Genomic DNA, 18,869 nt, shown 5'->3' with positions numbered 1-18,869 from the left:
CCGCTGCTTTCCTCTACTCCACCTTCTCGGGCTTCCCGTACTCCTCGCCAAATGTATCGACGGTTACAGTTTTCATTTTTTGATCTTTAACTGGCTTTTCTCCATTTGTTTCTGCGCTTACGATTTCATCTACTACATCCATGCCTTCTGTTACTTTTCCGAAAGCGGCATATTCGCCGTCTAAGCTTGGGTAGTCAGCGACCATGATGAAAAATTGTGAGCCTGCACTGTCAGGAGCCTGCGAACGTGCCATTGAGATGACTCCGCGTTCATGCTTGAGCGGATTTTCAAATCCGTTTGAACTAAATTCCCCTTTAATAGCGTAGTCTGGCCCCCCTGTCCCGGTTCCTTCAGGATCACCGCCCTGGATCATGAATTCAGGTATCACACGGTGGAAAATCAGTCCGTCATAAAATTTATCGTTGATTAGCGAAACGAAGTTAGCCACAGTGTTGGGTGCAATCTCCGGATACAGCTCAACTTTGATTTCCTTACCGTTTTCCATTGTAATTGTAACAACTGGATTTTTTTCAACCTTCTTTGACGGTTTATCAGAACTTTGATCATCAGCTTCATTACCGCAAGCTGCCATTAGTAGTAAAAGCAGCGTCATTAATACAAAACCTAATTTCTTCATTTCATCATCTCTCCCATTTCCTGTGCGATTAATTCGTAAGATTTGAGGCGGTCATCGTAGCTGTGGGTAATTGTAACAATCATCAGCTCGTCCGCATTGTAGTTTCTTTCGATGTCCATAAGCTGCTTCCGAACTTCAGACGGATTTCCTATCACCATCTTTTTTTCCGCTGCCACAATCATTTCCCGTTCTTCGGGTCTGTATTTGTAAGCTTTTGCCTCATCGACAGATGGAATGCCGGTTGTTATCCCTTGGAATTGCTGAATTCTCCAAAGATGAGCACTCAATGCCATTTCTTTTGCTTTTTCTGTTGTTTCTGCACAAACGGCATTTACGGTCAGAATGGATTTGGGCTGCTTTAGTTCATATTTCGGCTGAAAGTGAGTATGGTATCCCTTCAGCATTTCCGCCCCGTCCTTATCACTCATAAACTGGCCGAATGCGTATGCTATTCCTATCTGAGCAGCAAGCTTGCCGCTCTTTTCACTTGTGCCGAGAAGCCAAACTTCAGGAGGCTCTGCTGGAATGGGCGAAGCCTTAATTTTAGAGAACATATTCTCATCTGGAAAATCGTTATGTAAAAAGCGAAGCAGCTCTTTCAATTTTTGCGGCATTGTCCGTACGTTTTCAAGGAAATTATCGGACAGCGCCATCGTTGCTTCAGCTGACCCGCCCGGGGCCCGTCCAATTCCCAGATCAATTCTTCCCGGAAAAAGAGAGGCAAGCAAATGAAACGTTTCCGCCACTTTGTATGGTTTGTAATGCGGCAGTAAGATCGCACCAGCCCCGATCCGGATTGTGCTTGTCCCGGCACCAATATAGCTCAGCATCACTTCCGGCGCAGGACATGCCAGCCCGGACATATCATGATGCTCGGCTATCCAATAACGGGTATAACCCGTTTTTTCAGCGAGCTGTGCAAGCTTCAATGATTCCTGCAGCGCGTTCTGCGGGGTTGCACCGCTTGCAATCGGCGCCTGATCTAGAATACTCAGCTTCAAACCTTCCACTTCTTTCTGGATTTTGATGCTTCTATTTTACACGCTTGACTGCTTAAAATTGAAGCTTTCTTGCTTCTGCTTTCCTGCTTTTACTATAAGAAAAGAAGGTCTGCGCTTTCATTTACAAGCTTTGGCAGCCGCTTTATTATCATTTTACCATGAATGCTTGCATTATTTTCCACTAACCCTAAAAATAAAGTTTGGCAGCCGCTTTATTATCATTTTACCATGAATGCTTACATTATTTTCCACTAACCATAAAAAGAATGGTTCATGCCTGATTTGCAAAAGCTAATGGGCAGAGGTGATAAGCATGACACAGGTTACACTTTTATTCTTATTCTTTTTATGGCTGCCATTATTAATTGTCCTCTTTTATCTTCATGTAAGTTTTGACCCTGCTATCTTTCTGAATCAAGCTCAAAAATGTGAAAACAGGATGCAGCGCAGGCTTTATGATACGCTCCACAACAATGGCTACTATGTAAGGGTTAAAGAAAAATGCGGACCGTATACGCTGGATTTAGTTCTCCCATATTATCGGATTGCCCTGCGCTGCGTCTGCGAAACCGACAAAATTGAGGATTTTAAAAAAAGGAAGTACCTCGATCAAAAAGGGTGGCGAGTGATACCCGTCAAAGAAAAAGAGCTGAACGGAAAAATAACAACGATTTTAGCTAAAATTGAAACGGCTGCAGTTGAATACAAAAAATAAGAGCGGAGATTTTTCTTCGCTCTTACATAAAGCGATTTTATTTATCTTGTTCAATAGTCTGCTTCTTGAATTCTTCATCTGTCATTAGATATCCGTGAGACCTCAATAATGATTCCTTAAGCGAGTCAGGCACTCTGTCTGCATCATAGGCACACACTGAGATTAGTTCCAGTGAAGACACTGCTGTATTCGCCTGATTTTCAAATTCTCCGATGACATCCGTTATTTCTGCTATATTTCCCCATTCTACATGTGCCTAAGTCCGGATAGAAATATTTTTTGTAATATATGGATCTAAAATAGAAGAAACATAATCTAGTATTGTTTCAGAATGGAAATCACCATTCAAACAGCAGAAATCAAAATTATTTATATAATGGATCATAGTAAGCTGTTCTTCTGTCAAAAGACGTTGAATTTTCTTGTATACAGAAGGAAATATTCTTTCATTTTCAATGATAAGAACACAGTCCCCTTGTTCAATGCCTGCAAGAATATAGGAAACCGTATTTTTAATATACCGTTTTTCATCATGAAAATAATAAAAAATATGACCGCCAGATGAAGCTGTAATTCTCTTGTAAACTGCATAATTTTTTGATTCAACGTTCATTACCCCTTAATGGGCTTTTATCAATATAAAGCCGCCCTAACGCTCTTCGTTGATGGTTACATTTTATGTCCTTAAATCTGTGGACCTCTACATATATTATTTATCAGGCTTAGAAGCAAGAGCTTGAGATAACGTTGATTTAATTGAAATATTGTCAAACGACAGACCAAGCTGCATGGAAGTGAGCGCGATTTCAGGGCGTATGCCTGACAATGTTGTCTTAATTCCGATCATATTCAACGCATCAATCAATTGAAAAATTTGATGCGCTACCATTGTATCAATCATAACTACTCCTGATAGATCAATAAACAAATGAGAAACTCTTTTTTCGGAACATTGTTTTAACGTATTTTCAAGAACCATTTTAGCTCGTGCTGTGTCAATATCTCCAACAAGCGGAAGCAAGGCTGTATCATCTTGAAGTTTGATAACAGGCGAACTGAGCTCATAAATCATTTCCTGTTGAGCTTTTAATTGGCGGTCAGCCGTTTTTTGTGTTTCTTCAACGTAATGAAAGATGACTCTGTCATGTGCTCTGACGATTAAATCCTTCCAGGCATTAAACTGCTCTTGTGAGTATTCATCAGGATAGAGACCCGCAAATGTACATACTTCATCTAAATACTGGCTTCGCGTTCTCATAAATTCTTTAATAATAAACTGGATCGGTGTATTTAAATGCTCACCGTCCTTAGCGATTTTCTCGATCCATTCTTCAAAGAGCTCCATAAAATTTATGTCTTCCTCGGCAAATACCTGAATAAATCTCTGATGAAATTCCTGGTTTTGCGCCTTCAGCTCTTTAATGACTTCAGGATCATTCGATGTGTACACTCCGCCTGTTTTCGATTTATCGAGGGACTCATACCACTCTTCTGTTAAATGATGCGCACGCTGCTGCAAATAATTATAGAATTTCTGGTTTCTGTGCACGATGTTTTTCCTCCTGATTTCTTCACTATCTGTCCTCTATTTTACTCCACAAACCAAAAAAGAACCAAACGAATTGATTCTTTTTGGTGGAAAATTATATGCTAATATCTCTTTTCTGGAAATAAACAAATGTCACCGTCATAAATACCGCATAATAGATGGCCAAAATCAGCAAGGAGATTGGCAGCGTAATTGTATCAAGGATTTTATCCTGATAAGCATAAACGGTCAAATCCATGTGAGGAAAAATTAAAAATTTCGTCCATGTGTATTTTTTAGCTACGAAAAGAATGACGCCTCCGATTGTCGAAGAGAAAAAGAGAACAAAGATTCCGATGCCAACGGCAAGCGCCTGACTTTTAAATAAAGTCGACAGCATAAAAGCAATGGCAGTCACAATGAATAAACTTGGCAGGAAATAAAGCAGCTTCAGCACAGCTTGATCGCCTACAGCGACGATATTTTCAGGATTCATTTGACCATCCATCGAAATCTCAAACATTCTTTCACTATAGTCGCCTGCGCCAAACATGATTAGACCTGCTAAATAACCGGCAGTCAGCAGCACGAGCAAAAGAAGAAGCGAATAAAGCGTCGCTGCGATGTATTTTGAAAGCAATACCTTCCATCTTCTATGCGGCCTGATCAGCAGCTGTTTGATGGTGCCATCCGAAAATTCAGAAGCAACGTTGGCACTGCACACAATAACCGCAAACAATGTAACGACAGAAGTGATCATAAAGACAATATTATTTAGAAAATGCCACGTGCTCTTGGCGTTGGGATTTATATCTTCCTGCAAATACAGCTGCTTTTCGCTGATTTGCATTTGCTGCCATTCCCGTTCTTCTTCAGGCAGCTCTTTCATTTCCTGCTGCAGCTGAGTGATTTCTGCCTGAACATCCTGACGCCAGTCTTCGCTTGGTTTTTCTGTAAACTTATAATCAATAAAAGCAGCGCTTGATACGATCATGACTATTAATATAAGATAAATCCAGCTGGACACTTTCGAAAAGATTTTCATCCATTCATTTTGTATTAGTCCAATCATTGCATTTGCTCCTTTTTCTCTTTGTTCGTCAGCTCTAAAAAGCGGTCTTCAAGTGTAGCTTTATGGCTCACGATTCCGTAAACGCCGATTCCGTTTTGAACGAGCAGCTGGTTGATGACCATCGTCTTTTCCTTATCCAAATGAAGCTTAAGCTGATCGCCATTTGCTTCAATCACACCTTCATATAAGCCTTTTTCTTTAATGAGAATGGCCGCCTCAGAGCTGTCGCTTACTTCAAAAACAACTTCTCGCGTCATTTCTTTGCTCTCTTCCATTGAATCATGCATGGATGAGATATGAATCAATTTTCCTTTTTCAATAATCGCAAACCGGTCGCACATCAGCTGCATCTCAGAAAGCAGATGAGAAGAGACAAGTACAGAAATCCCATCGTCTGCAAGTTTGCGCAAATAATCTCTGAACTCTCTGATTCCCTGGGGATCAAGGCCATTTGTGGGCTCGTCAAAAATTAAAACAGAGGGATTATGTAATAAAGACTGCGCAACTCCGAGACGCTGGCGCATGCCAAGTGAATATGTTTTTACCTTTTGATGCATCGCATGCTGAAGTCCTACAAGTTCAATGACTTCGTTTCTGCGTTTTTCCGAAATATCTTTTACAGCCATTCGTTCATAATGACGGATGTTTTTTAATCCGCTCATATATTTGTAAAACTCCGGGTTCTCAACGATTGCGCCAATCTCGCTCATCGCTTCCTTGAAGGAATCATCGAGATTATGGCCATTGATGATGACATTCCCGCCAGTGCGGTTAATCAAATTGACAATCATTCGGATGATCGTTGTTTTTCCGGCTCCATTAGGGCCAAGCAGGCCAAAAATCTCTCCTTTTTCTACTTGAAAGCTGACATCATCCACGATTGTTTTTTTGCCGATCTTCTTTGTCAGAGACTGCACTTCAAGTGCATACTGCGTCATGTTTGAAACCTCATTTCTTCCTATCGATTTATGTATCCATTTGTAATACGAAGCAGACGGGAAAAAGTTTCCATTATCATAAAATAATTTCATTTGGACACGCTTTCCTTTGTTATAATGACAGAGGTTTGGATTTTTATGATTTATTTTACATTTTTTTGAAACTAATGGCATTACGCGACGTCAATTCAGTAAGGAAAAAGGGTGGGGAGATTGGAAACAGTGAATGTTGAACAACTGATTGAAGCACACCGTCCCAGAATGGAGAGGACCATCAGGAAGTTAATCAAGAATCCTTCTCTAGTCGATGACATCCTTCAAGATGCTTCAATTAAAATCTTTCGGTACTTTTCAGACAAAGAGAAAGAATATCCTGAAAATATCGAAGCTTGGATTACGATTCTGTCAAAAAACACAACCTATGACCATTTACGAAAAATGAAACGAAATCAGGACACTGTACAGCATGTGAGTGAAGAATACAAGCACCACATCAGCATAAGCACAGAAACTCCTGAACGGGCATTTTTGTCGAAAGAAATGATCGGCGAGGTTAAAGAAGTTTTTCAGACACTTGATCAGGAAACAAAGAATATTCTCATCTTAAGAAATCAAGGCCGTTCATACGAAGAAATAGCCGCAAGCCTAAAAATTTCCCTTGCAAAGGTAAAGACAAGAGTATTTAGGGGCCGCAAAAAATTAATGGACGCTCTTAAAAGTAAGGGGGTGCTATAAATGAACTGCGAAAAATGCCAGGAAAAAATTCTTTTCTTTGATCAGCTGTCAGAGACGGAACAGGATGCCCTGCTTGAGCATATTGAAGAATGCGAAGAATGCTCAGAAGCCTTTGAACAATTTCTGCAGCTTGAAGAAGCTTTGGACATCATTCTCGAAGATAAAGAGGTCATGCTTCCTCAAAAGAAAAAGCCAAATCCATATAAATACTTAAAACGCGCAGCACTCATTTGTGCATCCCTCTTCATCCTGTGTTTTGCAGCCTGGAACACCCCTCCTGTCAAAGCAGCGATAGAAAGGGCGCTCAATGAATTAATCGGAGAAAAGTTTTTAGAAATGGACAAACCGCTGGAGTATATGGATGAGGATAAAAAGAAGAAGAAGGAAACAGAGCTGATTATTTATATTGTTTTTGACGATAAGAGTAAGCAGTATGTTTCAGGAAGAAAAGAAAGACGGGAATATGAAAATGGGAATGTGGCAGTTGTAAATGGAAAATTCCAGAAAAGTTACGATAAAGAAAAGAACATATTTACTATTACTGAACTGCTTTTAACAGCATCTCAAGTTACACAAGACATTCTAAAAGAATTAGGTCCTGATCAGATAAAGAGTTTAGGGGAAACGACTATTGCGGGAAGAAAGGCAGAGCGTTATCAAATTACCTATAGTGATGATTGGATCGTTGAGTTCTGGTTTGATAAGGAAACAGGATATGTGGTGAAAGAAATGCTTGTGGATGACGGGAAAGCAATCGATGATCAGCCAAAAGTCATCCAGTTTGAAGTAAAGGAATATAATAAAAATCATGGATTATTTGATCTTGAACCACCTGAAGGTGCAGAAATCATTGAAGAGTTCAATAGTCCGATTGAGGAAACAGATGAAGGATTGAGCAGTAAAGATTCATAATATATCGATTCAAACCTGTTAAAAAGGCTGACTCAAAAGGCCGTTTTAAAAACGACACTTCCTGAGTCAGCTTTTTTCTTTGAATGATTTAAGTGGTTATTGGTCTTTATTCTAGTTATTTCTATCAAGGCGGAAATATGCTGCCAGTCTGCCCGGGTGGCCAAAAGTTAGACTTTTTAACTCATGTTTTACCACCCTTTCCCTGATAAGCATAAAGGCTCCAATTCCCGCTTTGAAGCAAGACCTGGAGCCTTCGGTTTTCCGATTAGCAAATAAACTTTTTTAATTGTCTGTATTTTATAATATATTAATCCGATAAGTGAACTATGTTTTTGTTTTTTTTATAAATATCCAATAAAAAAGCGTGTTATCCTTCACAGTGAAGGATAACACGCTTTTTTTAGTATCTGGCAGTTGATAAGCAATAATATGTATCCTTGCCCACAATTCCGTCAGCAGGAAGGCCTTTGTCAGCCTGAAATTCCTTCACTGCCCGTTCTGTCTGGCTTCCGAAGATCCCATCAGCAGCGCCCGGTGAATAGCCAAGGCATGCAAGCGTTCTTTGAATGCTTGCTACATTAGATGATTTGTTGCCTGAATAGCCATTTTTGACGATAAAGGAAGTGCTGAAATCAATAACTGTGTTGCTCAGGACTACTCCGTAAATGGATACTCCAGATTTGACATAGCCTTTGTCCGAAGTATTGATTATCCATTGATACCCTTCTGTTTCTGAACGTGTACTTCCTGACCATGAACTTCTTCCATTGCATGAATACGCTTTTGCCTCTAATGACATTCTCATTTCCCCCTGAAAAATCGATCATTCAGTTCTGCCGACCCGACCGCACATTTCTGATTCCCATATGTATGAGTCAAATTTTTAGAACTGTACTATAGCTACGAGTCACTAGACAAGAAGTTTCACTTTTTTCAGGAAAAATGAACCATTTCGTAAAAATCTAAATAAAAAAGCAGAAACTCCAGCCGAGCGGCCTAAAGCTTCTGCTTTTTTTATACTTCAATTGTTCTGCGTTTATAAACCAAATATAAAATTCCTCCTGCTGCGGCAATAATCGTACCCCAAAGGATCAATTGGCAGTTCGCTGTTGCTGTCGACGGGAGAGAAATTCCGCTGTGTTTTTCTCAGAAGAATCATGGTTATCTTTTGAATCTTCCACGTCTGTTGCTTCATTGGCTGGTGGATCCTCATTTTCAGCTGTTTCCTCATCGTCAGGATCTTTTTCAGGCAGAGCAGGCTTTTGATTGACTGCAGTCACCGCTTCTGCACGATGTGCACTTTCCGCTGTATGAACAGTAATGACAGCTGTTCCTGAGGCTGCTGCTGTAACAATACCTTCATCGCTGACAGCCGTAATCTTTTCATCAGAGCTTGTCCAGCTTAGCTTTTTATTTTCCGTAGTATTCTCAGGCTGAATGGAAGCTTGGAGTACGATTGTTTCACCCGCTTCAAGGGCTGCTTCAGATTGAGTAAGCGAGGGTCCCTTCAATTCCTATGACCGGATCTACTTGCACTTCATTGATTGCTGCGGTCCCGCTGACTTCATTACCGATATAGAACAAGCGGTCGGCCTGTCGGACTCTTCTCTGCAGGTACAAATTCCAGACCTTCATGGGCAACGTCGCCGGCAATTGCCTTTGAAAAGTCTCTAGTATTGATGTAATTCGCAAATTGAGAGCTTTCAGGATTTGAAATGTTGTACGCCATCATTCCGCCGATCCTCTCAAGGCCTACAAATGCAAATACTTCATTTCCGATCATGCCGATTTTGACATCCTCTGGCTCAGGTCCTTTTTTCGCACTGCGTTTCTCAAACGCCGAATCATCGTTTGACCAGTTAAAAACCTCAGGATAGCGCTGTGCCGTTATTTTTTCAAAATCGCTTCCGCTGTCGTAAACAAGCTCCATCGTGTCTGCCTTCCAAATGGAGAATGATCTTCCGCCGAGTGTATAGATCGCGTCGGTGCCTCGATCAGTAAGAACTTCAAGCTTATCGTAATCTCCTGAGTTCTTCATTTTATCAAAAGCCGATTCTGCTTCCTCGGGTGACATTCCTTTAAAAAGATTAGATTTAAGGGAGATGCTTTCTTTCACATCTGAAAAGTCGGCGATGTTTTCAAACTCTTCCCACTCTGTTGCATCACCTTCATTTGCCGTAACGAGATAGCTAATACCTCCGATTTCTACTTGTGTAATAGAATCAGGCATATAAGCACCTAAGACCGGAAGTCTTTCAATCTCAATTTTGTCATTTCGTGCTGCATCAAGCTCATTCCCAGAAAGTGAATGATCCTTATAACCAAGAGATTTAACCGATATCACTTTGCCTGTGGCCACATCAATCGAAGCAATGGCATTGTTTTCTTGAAGAGAAACATACTCTTTGCTTCCGTCTTTAGACAAGGCAATATATTCAGGCTCCAAGTCGCGAACGGCATCTTCTTTTTGCCGTTATTGCGGATGTGAACATCGCTATCAATCACACTTGAATCATTGAACCTTACCTTTTTCACTTTATCAGTTTCAACATTTATAATGGTTACTGAGCCTTCTGGATCCACTCCGTTTTCCAGTCCTGCTCTAGGTTCACCCTCATCAGCTGACAAAATGCAGCGTCCATCCTCAGATATCTTCACCCATCTGGCTGAATTCCGGCATCAAACGTTTTTAAAATATTTCCGTCATAATCCATTACGGCTATTTTGCCGGCTTTGGTATAGTCTGCCTCTTGGACAGCGGCAGCTATCACCTTCTGTTCAGTATTAATATCAATACTTGTTACATCGCCGTACTTAAAGGAATCCGTGTTCACGGCATCCGCAATATTAAGTGATTTTTCCTTTTTCAGCTCTTGGCCTTCTTCAGAAGTTAAGCCATCTAAAAGGACAATATCGATCGTTTGGCTCTTCCCATTAATGACGTAAAACTTCTTGTTATCAGGATTGTATTTCACAATCTCTGCCACTCCGCCATCTTCGTCCGTCACACCTGTGCTGAATCCGGCTATCTTTTTAAGCTGAAGCGTATCTGGCAGCTTCGCCTCATTAATCATAATATTTCCAAGGCTGCTTACAATCAGGCGCGGCTGCTTTTGTTCATCTAAAGCGATGATTCCAGATGCGGTAATGAAATCTCCTGTTTTATAATCCTGTGCTGTTCCAATCGAAGCATCAACATAGACAGTCAAAATATCGTCAATCGTCAGTGTATCATCTGTTTTGGCTGTGATTTCCCCAGTCACGCTGACAAGAGAGCCTTCATTAGATGAGGCATCCTTTGCAGAAACCGGCATCTCAGCAACATCTGATTCTTTTTCATCCAAAAGTACAGTTTCCTGTGTTAATAATCTACGAGTTCCATTATCTTCTTGAACCATCCCTGTTACACGGACACGCTGCCCTTTCTTTGCATCAAGACCTGCAGCTGCTATTCCTCCGGTCGCATCCTGAATATATGTGACCGGCATGGCATCTGCATTGACCTTTACGTTTGCAGCAGACACCGTACCTTCTACAGTAACTAGTTTACCTGCAATCTCTATTTCTGATTTCACATCAGTAATTTTCATAGTGTCAATCAGTGAAACGTCGCCTTCCTTTTTACCTGATATTGTAGGGGAGGGAGCGGCGGCTTCAAAGTCTGTGCGGTTATCGTTCGTATCTTTAAAAGCAATTCTTCTTGCTGCTGTTTCAAACGTTAAGCCCTTGACAGGAGTACCTTCCCCTTTAACCATTTTTGGCTCTCCATAGCTTACTGCATCAATCACATCTTCCCCTTTTTTCAGCTCAACATTGCCTTTCTCATCGCTCATCCCGATTCCTGCTTCAGGAGCATCAAAATATACGTCCGCTTCAAAAATCTTACCGTAACCTTTATCGCCTTCATTTCCAATCGCTGCTTCGCCTCGAAGAAGGAAATAATCATTTGCTTTTACCACATGATTCTCATTAAATTCGTACGTTTGCACTGTATCCCCGGTGCTGTTTGTATAAGTAAGAAGATATCCTTCAAGTGAAAGATCTTCATTCGTTGGATTATAAAGCTCAATAAAATCATTTTTAAAAGAAACCTTAGAAGCCTTGCCCCCGCCGCCGTATACCTCATTGATGATCAGTTTCGACTGAGATACCTTTTCAGCTTTTGCCGAATGAAAACTTGCCGGAAAATTCGAAGCAAGTAATAGACCTGCTAAAAACAATGGGCCGAATTTACGATACAGACATGTGTTTTTCATGATTTTCCCCCTGAACATGGTTTTCTATCATTCTTACGACCTATAAATTAAGAGTAGCGTGAAAACCATGTCGGAAACTATCAGGTTTTTGTAAATTTTTGTTCGGGTTTTGTAAAGAAAATCACTAAAAAAGGATGTTTATGAAACACCCTTTTTGCATTTTGATATAGATCGAGAAGGTTAATTGATCACTTCCTGTATATGATAAACACCATTTTCCCGAACGTATTTTATCGTATACTTTTCACCTTGATTAAATTGTGAACAGAAGGTTTCAGCTTTGATTTTATCACTATTTTCATAGCTGAAATCCATTTCCAGATAGTCGTCTTTCAAAACACAATGGAAAACGCCATCTATTTCAGAAACTGCTTTATTGTCTACATTTATCGTTCTTTCACTTTCTGAGACAGGAATAAGTTTATTAATGGATAGTCCCGCAATGACTAAAATGAGGGCGATGGTTAGAACAATGATTGTTTTCTTTTTTTCATAACCAATGAATAGCATAAAGATACCAAGTCCAATGAAACCGAGTGTGACAGCGTAAAGGATAAGTGTAAAAAAATAGACCATATCTTTTCCCCCCTTATAACTGCTAATACTGTTCAACCATGTTAAAGTTTCATTTTTCCGATAAATATTTCCAATTATTTTTAGATTATGTTCTTGAAATTGAACTAGACCCTAACACTTCGGAAATAAAAAGAGGATGAACTCCCATGAGTTTTCATCCTCTTTTACAGCGCAGCCTTCAATTCTTTTCGCGCTCTGTGTATTTTTGTTTTAACAGTCGATAGGTTCAATGAAAGATACTCTGCAATCTCCTGATCTTTCATTTCCAAAAAAAGTTTTAGCGTCATAATTTCCCTGTAATCGGATTTAAGTGCAGAAATAAGAAGCTTCGTCTTCTCTTTTAACAGCGTATAGTCAATCGTATCCTCTATCCGTTCCCTGCCGTCCGCTATCAGCTGCTCCTCAATCGAGATCTCGTTTCTCTTCTTTCTTAAAAACAAGTCGATTGCCGTTCTCCTCGCAATGGCGGAGAGCCAATTTTTCAGCTTCTCTTTTTCAAATATTGTATCCATCTTCAAAAAAGCCTTAAGAAAGGTTTCCTGGGCAATATCCTCAGCCAAATGGGGATCCTTTGTGATCCGCAGTGCAATCCGGTAAATCACCGTATAATAAGTTTGATAAATATCATTAAAAGTAGCCTTTTTACATACTATAGCTGCTGAGGGCATGAATGACTCACCCGTCTTTCTAGTATTCTCGTTAAATTAACTTCCCATGTCATGATTATATTTCAGCTTATCACATGTTGAAAGGAAACTTTTTCTTAAGATTTTTTAAAGAAATTTTAAGATTTGACTATTGGTCATTTTTGATTAAAGTCGGTATAGGGAAACGGTCCTAAGCTTTTGACTTATTTTATTAAAATAATGGTCTGAAAGGTCACAAGCCGCTGAGGGGCGAGCGGTCAAAACAATGCATTATATCTATCTGAGCCACCGATTCTAGCTTTTTTCCTTTATAAGGTTATTATTTTGCCAGGATCAAAATCGGCGATTCCTAGTGCACATTTTAAAAGGATTTAATCAGTTATTCTTTTTCAACATCATTTACCTGCAAATCAGTTATGGTACCTTGATGGAAAAACAATTGCCACCTGCCATCGATCAATTTCCAGATTGAGCTGCGAAGTGTATTTCGCTTTCTGGTTTTATCGTTTATAAAATAGGTGGATAATACAACATCCGAAGCTAAAGGATAAATTTCGTAATTATGTAAGGTCATCTCTGTCAATACTACTCCGCTTTCCAGACATTCTTTTTTATCAAACATATAACCCGAACTTCCTATTTCAAAGAAATCATCTGCAAGTATCTTGTCCAGTTCTTCACAGCTTTCCCGCACTTCTAAACTTGTATGGCTTTTCTCTAATTCTTTTAAATGTTCTTTTAGATGTGAGTTCATTATTCTTCCTCCTTTTTATAAACATGAATCATGATTATATAATCTGGAATAGGTTCAACATCTGAAAGGGACCACCCCGGAAAGCACAAAACACATAGTTGGACAGCAAATCCTAAACGATTATGATCTCTTCTGTGCCGTTTAATAATTTCCAAGTCATATTGCGAAAAAGTATAATAGGTTTCTAGTTCGAGTTCTGTCATATCAGCCGGTATTTGTACAAATTCTGCTCTTTGATCTGCTGTCAGTAACTCTTTTCCTCTTGATGCCATATTTTTGCCATCCCTTTGCAAGTAAAGATTTTATTTCTTTTCTAGATACCGATAAACAGTTGTTCTAGAAACTCCCCACATTTGAGCAATATCTGTAATAGGTGTTCCACTTGCCACCAATGTCTTTAACATTTCTAATTCTTTCTTATCTAATTTTTCCGGTCTTCCTCCTAAGCGCCCTCTGGCTCTTGCTGCAGCACGACCAGCTGCTGAACGTTCCTGAATGAGATTACGTTCAAATTCAGCAAAGGCTGCAAAAGGACCACTTCCGGGGGAATATTGAAAAATATGACTATATAGTGATGTCGGATGTAGGTGCAGAGCCACAATTCATTCATGAGCAAGTAAGATGGTGGATGGATCGCCAACGACAAAATGGAGATACGACTCCGTTTATGATTGCCAGACATAACAGTATGGAGCGTGGATTAGAAGAAATGCTCATGCGTTATATTTCTGCCTATACATATGACCCAAATGTGTATAGGGAGAGTTGTTCAGATTGCGGTCAACGTTTAGAGTCTAATGAAACGTTTGAAGCCTATGGCAGAATTTATTGTGGACCATGCTATCAGTCCAAATAAGAGCTAAAATGATAAAAAAAAAAGAGTCCCCGATCTGATCAGGACTCCCAAAGCAAATTGAATTAAGGTGTAACTCCAAGTTCTCTTAAAATATCATCTAATCTTTTACTCTTCACATTATCTGCAGGTTTTGGCGTGTTTTCTACATCTGGATTTACTTTTAAGTAGTTGGTTTTGACAAATCCGATGTCTGTTGCATTAACAATACCATCAAAGTTAATATCTGCTTCGCGTTTATTTGTGCCCCAAGCTTCTTGAATCGCCAGTGCATCGTAAATGTCGATTACTTGGTCTTGGTTTACATCACCTGCTACTGCTTCTTTGTTGTCAATGTACATATATTGCCCATACCACACACCGTTGCGTAAGAAGCCAACTTTTTGATTTTTTTGTATCGTAATAAAGTGCCCGGGTAGGTGTACTTCTTTGGTAAATAGTTGATCGGTTAACGGAAGCTTAGTCACAAGGAACTCTGGTTGGAATCTGCTATCTATAGTTGCATCGTAGACTTTACCCATAGCATCGGAAAAGATTACTTTAGCCCCAGCTTGAACCCAATCTTTTTTATACCATGCGATAACTTGACCAGATGCATACTTTCTAAAACCTTCTGCTGTAAGGTAGCCAAATGCTTCAGAGAACGTAGGGGTGACGTTCCAAGAAAATGGTGCAAAGAAGAGATTGGTTGATGTGCCCGCTTCATTCACATAAGAAACCTTTGCATTAAATCCTGCTACTGTAGTGTAAGCAGTATCTTTCACCTTAATAGTTACGTCTACAGCAGGGATTTTGCCAGAAACTTCTTTCGTAGACGCTACATCTAGTTTGATCGATGGTTTTCCATTCGTATAGGTAACGGTTACTGTTCCTTCACCAAACTCACTTAATGCTGCATTGGGTTTTGCCTCAACCACTTCTAGTTGAGTGCCAAATTTAGGACCATAATAGTCATAGTCTAACAAATTCCAAGTGGCTGACTTTAATTTTTGTACATTGTCCAGTGTGAGGGTAGTGGTAATCGTTTCCCCTAATGCGATCGATTTTTGTTTACTGGTTCCATAAGCAAATGGAGTACCTTCTTTAACAAAGTAGTAGGCTTTCCTTCCACCTATGTTCCCACCTCCATCAAATCCATCCATCTTAAAGCTTAGGACCGGAGTTTTTTCATCCATCGGTATTTCTTCTTTCCATTTTCCCGCTGTGTCCATACGGACAGAGCTAGGTAATGGACTGTTGAAGTACCACAAGAGCCAGTTTTTCGATTGGTCGACTGCCATCCCTGCTTGTTTTGCCGCTTCAATTTCTTTGTCATAGATTTGCACTTCAAATGGATAAGTAGTTTGACCTGGTTTGTACTCAAGGATCGGAGACTCTTGATCCAATGAGCTTGTAAAAGTAGGTAGATCAATATCTACTAATAGATCGAAGGATTTGGTAAGAACTTTGTCAGCCTCAGTAGTCGTAATCGTTTTCAGTTGGTATTGCCCCGGTTTTGCTTGTGCTGTTTCTGTAGAGATTCCATCGGCTGTAAACGGATAGTAGTTTCCATTAAACATAACTAGAAAATAGTTTGTATCGACGTTTTTTCCAACCAGATTGTGTCGTCCAACGAAACCAAGCTCTTGCCCCGATTTCCGGTCTACTAAGATCATGTCCATGGTTTTCATCGGTGTTTTCAAGTTCATTTGCGCAGATACCAAAGAATGTCTATTAAATTCGCCATAGTGATCATAGCGATAGTAGGCTGGGGAAAATATATTACTACCTCCGATATCCAGTGTTTTGAAGTTGTCTTCCGCTGTACGAACACTAAATGGAATCCGATATTGCTCGGTTTGATCCTCTTGGTTGGTCACTAAGAGGTAACCTTCGTAAATTCCTTCAGCAGCAGCTTTAGGTACTTCGATGGTAACATGTAGACTTTCGGTAGAAGCTGGATCCACTGTTAAGGTTGGGTGGAATTTCACTTGTACCTGGTTGGCTACGGCATCTAGGCTACCTTTCACCGCTTGGAACTGAACGTTCAAATTGAAATTCTTTACTTTATCAGTTAGGTTTTGAAATTTCAACTTTTTGGTAACGCTAAGATCTTCACCTGCATAATGAGTGCCAAACGCAATGCCACCTGTTTTTTCTTTGATAGTAGTGATTACATCAGCGTTAGGAACTAGGGTCGTATCCTGTACTTGAATCTTCATCCCCGTATGGACGGCTTGATAAGGATCCACGCGTCCTGCTCCCACTTCAAATACACTGTAGGAACCATTCAGTGGATCAGCGGTGTTCATCATTATTGTTTTTACATCTTCAGGCTGTAACGTTGGATTGACTTGTAATAAGAGTGCTGCTACACCAGCCGCATTTGGCGTTGCCATGGAAGTACCTGAGAGACGAGCATACGCATATTTGTAATCGGTTGGTGCGTCATGGTTCCCGATGTAAGCGGGTACAGAAGACAACACACTGACTCCAGGAGCGGTGACTTCTGGCTTGATGTCATAGGTTCTTTTGGCTGGTCCACGAGAACTGAAGTCAGCTAGGGTGTCCCCTTGTGTTTTGGTTACAGTTAAATTACTAAATGTGAAGGATTTATTTCCTGCAGTTAGTTGCTCCTTCACCTTGAGTCCATCCTCTTGAGTAAGAGAGAAAGTAGGAATAAAGTTTTGATTTTCTCCCAAGTAAGCAGGAATATGGCCAGGTTCGTTGTTATACATTAAGACAGCCGCCGCGCCATGTTGTTTCGCAAACTTCACTTTATCAGCTAATGCATATGTTCCCCGAGCAACGAAAGCGATTTTGCCATTCACATCTTTGCCCGTGTAATTCGCGTTACCACCAAGACCTACGTTTACTAGTTCTAAACTTTTCCCTTCTAGAGTAGATAGGTTATCAGTGAAGGATTTTGCCATGTTACGCAGTTCCAGCCCACTGAGTGTTCCGATCGCCCCTTTCATGGACGAATGAGAAATGGATACATCACTGGCTCCAACGGTGAGAGCGAGTGCAGCAGTTCCAGGAGAGCCGAGAGTGTAAGAGTTAAGTCCTGAGTTACCCGCAGCCACCACGGCAGTGACATCACTTAATACCGCATAGTTCACGGCTGTACTCGTTGGAAAGTATGGATCGTTAATTCCTGCTCCCAAGGAAATGTTAATGACATCCATGCCATCGGCAACGGCTCGGTCGATCCCCGCCATTACGGCTTCCGAAGTACCGCTACCATATGGTCCAAGGACACGGTACACATAGAGGTCAGCATCTGGAGCGACTCCTTTGACAGAGACTTCACTATCGTTTTTAGCTTGACCGACGATAATTCCAGATACGTGAGTCCCATGCTCCGTGTAGTAGGAGGAGCCATTGAATTCCGGGTTACCTGACTTTTTCCAATCTGCGTAGGTGGTTTCCATCGGATCGTTGTCATTATCGACAAAGTCATAGCCACCTTTGAAGGCATCTTTTAGATCAGGATGATTGTAGTCGACCCCTGTATCGATTACCCCTACTTTTACGCCTTTCCCTGTGATTCCTTCCGCATGAAGCTTGTCTACTCCTACAAGGGGAACACTAGCCGCTTGCGTCGAAGCGTTATTAGATTCTTCCTGTGCGATGGAAGGGGGCTCTACCGTAAAGGTGATATTTTTGTGTACGGATTGGACCACTTCCGATTTCATCAACGTCTCTACTTGGTTCGCAGCAAGGGTAAGAGCCACCCCGTTATAAGAAGTTTTGTAGGAACGGGTGATTTTATAAGAAGGTTCTGCACTTTTGACTTCTGAAGAAGAAGTGGCAGCAGGTAAGATTTTTTCCAGATCACTTTGGAATGTGGAATGTTCTTGATCTACCTGTTCGTTGGCTTCTTGTTTGGTTACTTTTTTGCCTTTCAGAGCGGCCTCTAATACAGCTACTTTTCCTGGCTTGGACTTAAATTGTACGATAACAGAAATGTGTTTGTCTGATTTCAGATCTTCATCTGAAAATCCCTGCAAGCCATAGTTTTCTGTCATCTCGAGTTGGTTTAAGGCCGCTTGTTGTTCTGGGGTGAGCGATGCTAAGATTTGTTCTGCTGATTTACCAGTTGCACCCGAAACAGGTCCGATCCCAAACTGGACGGAGGGGAAAAGTAAACCCAATGATAAAGCAATGGCAGTTGAAGTTTTCGATGTTTTGCTATACCAACGATATTTTCTCTCTTTCATAGGCTCCCTCTTTCTTGCTAAGAATTTGTAAAGATCGTAACGA

Annotated in this window: 20 protein-coding genes and 2 pseudogenes; 5 read left to right on the top strand and 17 right to left on the bottom strand. The window is 40.6% G+C overall.

Annotated elements, in window-relative coordinates; genetic code table 11:
- Positions 1-13: 13 nt before the first annotated feature.
- Together LIT25_07315 and LIT25_07310 are read right to left on the bottom strand one after the other, a co-directional pair.
- The gene (locus LIT25_07315) at positions 14-637 is read right to left on the bottom strand and encodes a peptidylprolyl isomerase (GenBank protein ID USK35127.1); all 624 of its coding nucleotides are present in this window, start codon (positions 635-637) and stop codon (positions 14-16) included.
- Positions 634-1,638 (bottom strand): LLM class flavin-dependent oxidoreductase, encoded by a 1,005-nt coding sequence (locus tag LIT25_07310; GenBank protein ID USK35126.1) that lies wholly within the window; start codon positions 1,636-1,638, stop codon positions 634-636. The genes LIT25_07315 and LIT25_07310 overlap by 4 nt, the downstream gene beginning before the upstream one ends.
- A 313-nt stretch (positions 1,639-1,951) precedes the next feature.
- Between LIT25_07310 and LIT25_07305 the strand changes: the two genes are divergently transcribed.
- Complete coding sequence (locus LIT25_07305; protein USK35125.1) at positions 1,952-2,353, top strand: hypothetical protein; 402 nt, start codon at positions 1,952-1,954, stop codon at positions 2,351-2,353.
- Between the two features lie 37 nt (positions 2,354-2,390).
- Here the strand turns inward: LIT25_07305 and LIT25_07300 are convergent, their stop codons facing one another.
- The 5 genes from LIT25_07300 to LIT25_07280 all read right to left on the bottom strand — a co-directional run bounded on the left by LIT25_07300 (position 2,391) and on the right by LIT25_07280 (position 5,891).
- The gene (locus tag LIT25_07300) at positions 2,391-2,534 is read right to left on the bottom strand and encodes an MEDS domain-containing protein (protein USK35124.1); all 144 of its coding nucleotides are present in this window, start codon (positions 2,532-2,534) and stop codon (positions 2,391-2,393) included.
- Positions 2,535-2,609: 75 nt separating this feature from the next.
- The gene (locus tag LIT25_07295; protein USK35123.1) at positions 2,610-2,966 is read right to left on the bottom strand and encodes an MEDS domain-containing protein; all 357 of its coding nucleotides are present in this window, start codon (positions 2,964-2,966) and stop codon (positions 2,610-2,612) included.
- Positions 2,967-3,062: 96 nt separating this feature from the next.
- On the bottom strand, positions 3,063-3,902 hold the full coding sequence (locus LIT25_07290) for an STAS domain-containing protein (GenBank protein USK35122.1): 840 nt from the start codon (positions 3,900-3,902) through the stop codon (positions 3,063-3,065).
- A gap of 94 nt (positions 3,903-3,996) precedes the next feature.
- A complete protein-coding gene (locus tag LIT25_07285) occupies positions 3,997-4,953 on the bottom strand; it encodes an ABC transporter permease (protein USK35121.1) in 957 nt (318 codons plus the stop codon).
- Positions 4,950-5,891, bottom strand: a complete 942-nt coding sequence (locus LIT25_07280; protein ID USK35120.1) for an ABC transporter ATP-binding protein — start codon at positions 5,889-5,891, stop codon at positions 4,950-4,952. The genes LIT25_07285 and LIT25_07280 overlap by 4 nt, the downstream gene beginning before the upstream one ends.
- A gap of 222 nt (positions 5,892-6,113) precedes the next feature.
- Here LIT25_07280 and LIT25_07275 point away from each other — a divergent pair, with 222 nt between their 5' ends.
- Entirely contained in the window at positions 6,114-6,626 is a 513-nt protein-coding gene (locus tag LIT25_07275; GenBank protein USK35119.1) for a sigma-70 family RNA polymerase sigma factor, read from the top strand.
- The gene (locus LIT25_07270) at positions 6,627-7,538 is read left to right on the top strand and encodes a hypothetical protein (GenBank protein ID USK35118.1); all 912 of its coding nucleotides are present in this window, start codon (positions 6,627-6,629) and stop codon (positions 7,536-7,538) included.
- 400 nt (positions 7,539-7,938) lie between these two features.
- Here the strand turns inward: LIT25_07270 and LIT25_07265 are convergent, their stop codons facing one another.
- On the bottom strand, positions 7,939-8,337 hold the full coding sequence (locus tag LIT25_07265) for a peptidoglycan-binding protein (protein ID USK35117.1): 399 nt from the start codon (positions 8,335-8,337) through the stop codon (positions 7,939-7,941).
- A gap of 463 nt (positions 8,338-8,800) precedes the next feature.
- Between LIT25_07265 and LIT25_07260 the strand changes: the two genes are divergently transcribed.
- Complete coding sequence (locus LIT25_07260; GenBank protein USK36190.1) at positions 8,801-8,875, top strand: hypothetical protein; 75 nt, start codon at positions 8,801-8,803, stop codon at positions 8,873-8,875.
- Here LIT25_07260 and LIT25_07255 read toward each other — a convergent pair.
- From LIT25_07255 to LIT25_07220, 8 genes and pseudogenes are all read right to left on the bottom strand, one after another.
- A pseudogene (locus tag LIT25_07255) lies at positions 8,846-9,049 on the bottom strand (Ig-like domain-containing protein). The gene LIT25_07260 and the pseudogene LIT25_07255 sit on opposite strands and share 30 nt — an antisense overlap.
- Positions 9,050-9,105: 56 nt before the next feature.
- Complete coding sequence (locus tag LIT25_07250; protein USK35116.1) at positions 9,106-9,984, bottom strand: choice-of-anchor I family protein; 879 nt, start codon at positions 9,982-9,984, stop codon at positions 9,106-9,108.
- Positions 9,985-10,192: 208 nt separating this feature from the next.
- On the bottom strand, positions 10,193-11,794 hold the full coding sequence (locus LIT25_07245) for a lamin tail domain-containing protein (protein ID USK35115.1): 1,602 nt from the start codon (positions 11,792-11,794) through the stop codon (positions 10,193-10,195).
- 180 nt (positions 11,795-11,974) lie between these two features.
- The gene (locus LIT25_07240; protein ID USK35114.1) at positions 11,975-12,370 is read right to left on the bottom strand and encodes a hypothetical protein; all 396 of its coding nucleotides are present in this window, start codon (positions 12,368-12,370) and stop codon (positions 11,975-11,977) included.
- A gap of 164 nt (positions 12,371-12,534) precedes the next feature.
- Positions 12,535-13,038, bottom strand: a complete 504-nt coding sequence (locus LIT25_07235; protein ID USK35113.1) for an RNA polymerase sigma factor — start codon at positions 13,036-13,038, stop codon at positions 12,535-12,537.
- A gap of 358 nt (positions 13,039-13,396) precedes the next feature.
- The gene (locus LIT25_07230) at positions 13,397-13,771 is read right to left on the bottom strand and encodes a DUF4440 domain-containing protein (GenBank protein ID USK35112.1); all 375 of its coding nucleotides are present in this window, start codon (positions 13,769-13,771) and stop codon (positions 13,397-13,399) included.
- On the bottom strand, positions 13,771-14,043 hold the full coding sequence (locus tag LIT25_07225) for a DUF4158 domain-containing protein (GenBank protein USK35111.1): 273 nt from the start codon (positions 14,041-14,043) through the stop codon (positions 13,771-13,773). Before LIT25_07225 ends, LIT25_07230 begins: the two co-directional genes overlap by 1 nt.
- A 30-nt stretch (positions 14,044-14,073) precedes the next feature.
- Positions 14,074-14,301: pseudogene (locus tag LIT25_07220) on the bottom strand (helix-turn-helix domain-containing protein).
- 98 nt (positions 14,302-14,399) lie between these two features.
- On the opposite strand from LIT25_07220, the gene LIT25_07215 reads away from it, so the two are divergent.
- Complete coding sequence (locus LIT25_07215) at positions 14,400-14,627, top strand: hypothetical protein (protein ID USK35110.1); 228 nt, start codon at positions 14,400-14,402, stop codon at positions 14,625-14,627.
- Positions 14,628-14,689: 62 nt separating this feature from the next.
- Here LIT25_07215 and LIT25_07210 read toward each other — a convergent pair whose 3' ends face one another.
- A complete protein-coding gene (locus tag LIT25_07210; GenBank protein USK35109.1) occupies positions 14,690-18,826 on the bottom strand; it encodes a S8 family serine peptidase in 4,137 nt (1,378 codons plus the stop codon).
- Positions 18,827-18,869: the final 43 nt, after the last annotated feature.

Source organism: Bacillus sp. F19 (assembly GCA_023823795.1).
Taxonomy (GTDB): domain Bacteria; phylum Bacillota; class Bacilli; order Bacillales; family Bacillaceae; genus Bacillus_P.
Note: the sequence above shows the minus strand (reverse complement) of the source record. Positions and strands in the feature narration are given on the sequence as shown.

Bases quoted from the DNA above. Each gene is read 5' to 3' on its own strand.
- LIT25_07315 (USK35127.1), bottom strand. From the start codon at position 637: ATGAAGAAATTAGGTTTTGTATTAATGACGCTGCTTTTACTACTAATG.
- LIT25_07280 (USK35120.1), bottom strand. From the start codon at position 5,891: ATGACGCAGTATGCACTTGAAGTGCAGTCTCTGACAAAGAAGATCGGC.
- LIT25_07240 (USK35114.1), bottom strand. From the start codon at position 12,370: ATGGTCTATTTTTTTACACTTATCCTTTACGCTGTCACACTCGGTTTC.
- LIT25_07230 (USK35112.1), bottom strand. From the start codon at position 13,771: ATGAACTCACATCTAAAAGAACATTTAAAAGAATTAGAGAAAAGCCAT.
- LIT25_07225 (USK35111.1), bottom strand. From the start codon at position 14,043: ATGGCATCAAGAGGAAAAGAGTTACTGACAGCAGATCAAAGAGCAGAA.
- LIT25_07265 (USK35117.1), bottom strand. From the start codon at position 8,337: ATGTCATTAGAGGCAAAAGCGTATTCATGCAATGGAAGAAGTTCATGG.
- LIT25_07305 (USK35125.1), top strand. From the start codon at position 1,952: ATGACACAGGTTACACTTTTATTCTTATTCTTTTTATGGCTGCCATTA.
- LIT25_07245 (USK35115.1), bottom strand. From the start codon at position 11,794: ATGAAAAACACATGTCTGTATCGTAAATTCGGCCCATTGTTTTTAGCA.
- LIT25_07235 (USK35113.1), bottom strand. From the start codon at position 13,038: ATGCCCTCAGCAGCTATAGTATGTAAAAAGGCTACTTTTAATGATATT.
- LIT25_07270 (USK35118.1), top strand. From the start codon at position 6,627: ATGAACTGCGAAAAATGCCAGGAAAAAATTCTTTTCTTTGATCAGCTG.
- LIT25_07285 (USK35121.1), bottom strand. From the start codon at position 4,953: ATGATTGGACTAATACAAAATGAATGGATGAAAATCTTTTCGAAAGTG.
- LIT25_07295 (USK35123.1), bottom strand. From the start codon at position 2,966: ATGAACGTTGAATCAAAAAATTATGCAGTTTACAAGAGAATTACAGCT.
- LIT25_07215 (USK35110.1), top strand. From the start codon at position 14,400: ATGGATCGCCAACGACAAAATGGAGATACGACTCCGTTTATGATTGCC.
- LIT25_07210 (USK35109.1), bottom strand. From the start codon at position 18,826: ATGAAAGAGAGAAAATATCGTTGGTATAGCAAAACATCGAAAACTTCA.